Source organism: Bacillus sp. GMs2/2 (assembly GCF_050172095.1).
In the GTDB taxonomy this organism is placed as follows: Bacteria; Bacillota; Bacilli; order Bacillales; family Bacillaceae_G; genus Bacillus_A; species Bacillus_A cereus.
In genome coordinates this window covers 1-4,388 of record NZ_JBNLYE010000329.1, presented here as the reverse complement: position 1 = coordinate 4,388, position 4,388 = coordinate 1, and the positions used below count along the sequence as shown (strand labels likewise).

The following is a 4,388-nucleotide window of genomic DNA, read 5'->3' as shown; positions in this document are numbered from 1 at the left end:
AATGATAAATGATACTTCACCACATTAATTAACTAGGTGAAATTAAAATCTTTATTACACAAATTATGAAACAAAGGAATGATTAGTTTGAGTACAGATGTAAAAGCAAACGACGTGAAGACAAAAACAAAAGGAGCAGATCTTGTTGTTGATTGTTTAATTAAACAAGGTGTTACACATGTTTTCGGTATTCCAGGAGCGAAGATTGACTCTGTATTTGATGTACTGCAAGAAAGAGGACCAGAGTTAATTGTTTGTCGTCATGAACAAAACGCAGCATTTATGGCAGCTGCTATTGGTAGATTAACAGGGAAACCGGGCGTATGTCTTGTAACTTCAGGACCAGGGACATCAAATTTAGCGACAGGTCTTGTTACTGCGAATGCGGAGAGTGATCCCGTTGTTGCTTTAGCTGGTGCAGTTCCGCGTACAGATCGATTAAAACGTACGCATCAATCTATGGATAATGCTGCACTATTCGAACCAATCACAAAATATAGCGTAGAAGTAGAGCATCCTGATAATGTGCCAGAAGCACTATCGAATGCATTCCGAAGTGCGACTTCCACAAATCCAGGCGCTACTTTAGTAAGTCTGCCGCAAGACGTTATGACTGCGGAAACGACTGTAGAGTCTATCGGTGCGCTTTCTAAGCCACAGCTTGGAATCGCTCCCACACATGATATTACATATGTAGTAGATAAAATAAAAGCAGCGAAATTACCAGTTATTTTACTCGGTATGAGAGCGAGCACAAATGAAGTGACGAAAGCCGTTCGTAAATTAATTGCGGATACAGAACTTCCTGTCGTTGAAACATATCAAGCGGCTGGTGCCATTTCACGTGAGTTAGAAGATCATTTCTTCGGCCGTGTTGGACTATTCCGTAACCAACCAGGTGATATTTTACTAGAAGAGGCAGATCTTGTTATTTCTATCGGTTATGATCCAATTGAGTATGATCCAAAGTTCTGGAATAAACTTGGAGACAGAACGATTATTCATCTTGATGACCATCAAGCAGATATCGATCATGATTACCAACCACAGCGTGAATTAATTGGTGATATTGCCTTAACAGTAAATAGCATCGCAGAAAAGTTACCGAAACTTGTGTTAAGTACGAAATCAGAAGCAGTGTTAGAACGATTACGCGCGAAATTATCAGAACAAGCAGAAGTTCCAAATCGTCCTTCAGAAGGTGTTACACATCCGCTTCAAGTGATTCGTACACTTCGTTCTTTAATTAGTGACGACACAACCGTTACATGTGACATCGGTTCCCATTCTATTTGGATGGCGAGATGTTTCCGTTCTTATGAACCACGTAGATTATTATTTAGTAACGGTATGCAGACGTTAGGTGTTGCACTTCCTTGGGCAATTGCTGCTACTTTAGTAGAACCAGGTAAAAAAGTAGTTTCCGTATCAGGTGACGGTGGTTTCTTATTCTCAGCGATGGAGTTAGAAACGGCGGTACGTTTAAATTCTCCAATCGTCCATCTTGTTTGGAGAGACGGCACATATGATATGGTTGCATTCCAACAAATGATGAAATACGGCAGAACATCAGCTACAGAGTTTGGTGATGTTGATCTTGTTAAATATGCGGAAAGTTTCGGGGCGTTAGGTCTTCGTGTTAACACGCCTGATGAATTAGAAGGGGTATTGAAAGAAGCACTAGCAGCAGACGGCCCTGTCATTATTGATATTCCAATTGACTATCGTGACAACATTAAATTAAGTGAAAAGTTATTACCAAACCAATTAAACTAATGGAGGCAGATTTGAGATGACTGTTGCGCAATTAATTGATATTGATGCAAAAAAAACGAAAATGAGTAATGAAGTATATCAAACATCTACAATGCTTGCGCTATTAGATGGTGTATATGATGGTGTGATTAGCTTTGAAGATTTGAAAAAACATGGTGATTTCGGCATCGGCACATTTGATCAATTAGACGGTGAAATGATTGCATTTGATAATGGATTTTATCATTTACGTTCAGACGGTTCAGCGGAAAAAGTAGAGCCAGAAGAAACAACGCCATTTGCAACTGTAACGTTTTTTGAAAAAGAAATGAGTTATACGGTAGAGCGTTCGATGAATCGTGAAGAAGTTGAAGCGTTATTACATGAATTAATGCCAAGTAAAAACTTATTTTACGCTATTCGAATGGACGGTACGTTCCGTGAAGTAAGGACGAGAACTGTTCCAAGACAAGAAAAACCGTATACACCACTCGTTGAAGTGACGAAATCGCAACCAATCTTTTCGTTTGAAAATACAGAAGGTACGCTTGCTGGATTTTGGACACCAGATTACGCACAAGGTATTGGGGTAGCTGGATTCCACTTACATTACATTGATGATGAAAGAAGCGGAGGCGGACATGTTTTCGACTATGTTGTAGAAAACTGCACGATCCAAATTTGTCAAAAAGCTCATATGCATTTAGCACTTCCAGAAACAGCAGATTTTATGGCGGCTGAATTATCAAGAGAAAACTTAGAGGATAATATTGCAACTGCGGAAGGTGCGGAGTAAAAGGAGAAGACTGTTCCACTTTGGAACAGTCTTCTTTTATTTGTCGGTAAGTCGATATCGTTTATTTCTTTGAAACAAACGGATGTCCCTCATAATAAAAACGCCACGGATAATGTACAGCTTCTTCTGCATAGTCGATATTAATACGAGGTCCTGCTGTTATTTTATATTGTAATGATATGTGTTCTTCTTTTGGAACTAATTCAATATGTAACGTATCACTTTGTAACGATACACCGCGTTCTTTTAAAGTGATGCCAAGTGCACGGCATAGTTTGCCAGGACCGTTCGTTAAATTTTTGTACTGCGCTTTTGTAATTTCGGTCTTATTGTAGCGCGCTAGTTTTATTTCTTCTATTCCATCTACCGGCTCAAGAGCTCGAATGAGAACACCTTGCGGGGTGCCCACTGGCGCTGTAATAACGTTAAAGCAATGATACATACCGTAAATTAAATATACGTAAGCATGCCCTGGTGCACCAAACATAACTTCTGTGCGATCTGTCCGTCTGCCTCCGTAACTATGTGCGGCCTTATCATCTGGGCCTTTATATGCTTCTACTTCTACAATGATTCCGCTTCGCTTTATTCCGTCTACAATATGAACAAGTTTTTGCCCGAGTAATTTTTTTGCGACTTCTAACGTGTCGCCTTCATAAAAAGAAGGAGGTGCCTGCATTGTACTATCTCCTTTGCTAAGTGTATATGTATATAGTAAACCAAATTTTCAGTAGTAATTCTAACTCGTTCTATTTGCTACATTTATTTCATAAATTATGGATAGAGTACAACAGCGAAGAGGGGGAGTGCGACATGATTTATCGCTTACTAGCTCTTAATATAGATGGGACACTACTATACAACAATGGAAAAATTGCAAAAGGATTACGAGAAACAATTGAATTTGTGAAAAGAAAAGATGTATATGTTACGTTATTTACGAGTCGTAATTTTCAATCCGCTCATAAAGTAGCAAAGGCGTTAAAATTAGATTCTATATTAGTGACACATGGTGGTGCTTTCGTTTCAGCAACGTTAGATAAGCCGTACGTTCAAAGAAGATTATCTGAAGAGAAGACTTTTAATATTGTGCAAGTGTTAGAGCACTTTGATTGTAACGTACGTATTTCTCATGAACGGTTTTCAATCGGAAATCGTGAGAGAAATACACCAAACTTAATTGCGCGCACTGTATTATCAAGTGCAGACCCGTTATTTTATCCAGTTCAATTTGTAGATTCGTTAGGTGATGCGCTTCGTGACCATCCGGTAGCGGCGCCAAAAATTGATGTTATTTTCCAAACGAAAGGTGAAAAAGAAAGAGGACTGAACACATTAAGAAAAGCATTTCAAGATGTAGAGTATGTTGAATGTGATTCAAAACGAATAGAAATTTTACCGCAAAATGTATCAAAGTTACGTGGATTACAATTGCTTGGAGAGCATTTAAATATTTCGCTAAATGAAATGGTTGCGATTGGAGATAGTATGGAAGATTTAGAGATTATTGAAAACGTGGGACTTGGGGTAGCAATGGGGAACTCGCCTGTAGAATTAAAGCAAGCAGCAGATTGGATTACACGTTCAAATAGCGAAAACGGTGTAGAGTATATGATTAAAGAGCATTTCCGTAAGCAATTCCCGCTTCCGTTTTTGAAGAATCATAAAAATACACCGAAACGATGACAGAAAAACGTAGCTTTTTGGCTACGTTTTTTTGTTTATCTTATTAAAAACAGTGAAAGCGTTTTAAAATATGAATTGTGTATGAAATCTATACAATTCACTTGAATCCTTTAGAAAACTAATGTAAAGTGAATGATGTTGCCAAAATAGT

General features: G+C 38.4%; 4 protein-coding genes. 3 read left to right on the top strand and 1 reads right to left on the bottom strand.

Annotation, left to right across the window (positions count from 1 at the left end; all coding sequences use genetic code 11):
* The first annotated feature begins 87 nt into the window (after nucleotides 1-87).
* Both alsS and alsD read left to right on the top strand, forming a co-directional pair.
* The gene (gene alsS, locus ACQGS6_RS23570; protein ID WP_000102391.1) at nucleotides 88-1,776 is read left to right on the top strand and encodes an acetolactate synthase AlsS; all 1,689 of its coding nucleotides are present in this window, start codon (nucleotides 88-90) and stop codon (nucleotides 1,774-1,776) included.
* 16 nt (nucleotides 1,777-1,792) lie between these two features.
* A complete protein-coding gene (gene alsD / locus ACQGS6_RS23565) occupies nucleotides 1,793-2,551 on the top strand; it encodes an alpha-acetolactate decarboxylase (RefSeq protein WP_000215012.1) in 759 nt (252 codons plus the stop codon).
* Nucleotides 2,552-2,612: 61 nt separating this feature from the next.
* Here alsD and ACQGS6_RS23560 read toward each other — a convergent pair whose 3' ends face one another.
* Nucleotides 2,613-3,230 carry a DNA-3-methyladenine glycosylase gene (locus ACQGS6_RS23560; protein WP_001148796.1) on the bottom strand — a complete coding sequence of 206 codons (618 nt, stop codon included), beginning with the start codon at nucleotides 3,228-3,230 and terminating at the stop codon, nucleotides 2,613-2,615.
* Nucleotides 3,231-3,364: 134 nt separating this feature from the next.
* On the opposite strand from ACQGS6_RS23560, the gene ACQGS6_RS23555 reads away from it, so the two are divergent.
* Nucleotides 3,365-4,237 (top strand): Cof-type HAD-IIB family hydrolase, encoded by an 873-nt coding sequence (locus tag ACQGS6_RS23555; protein ID WP_000640417.1) that lies wholly within the window; start codon nucleotides 3,365-3,367, stop codon nucleotides 4,235-4,237.
* Nucleotides 4,238-4,388 lie beyond the last annotated feature (151 nt).

Coding starts and splice junctions, on each gene's coding strand:
- alsD (WP_000215012.1), top strand. CDS start 1,793: ATGACTGTTGCGCAATTAATTGATATTGATGCAAAAAAAACGAAAATG.
- ACQGS6_RS23555 (WP_000640417.1), top strand. CDS start 3,365: ATGATTTATCGCTTACTAGCTCTTAATATAGATGGGACACTACTATAC.
- ACQGS6_RS23560 (WP_001148796.1), bottom strand. CDS start 3,230: ATGCAGGCACCTCCTTCTTTTTATGAAGGCGACACGTTAGAAGTCGCA.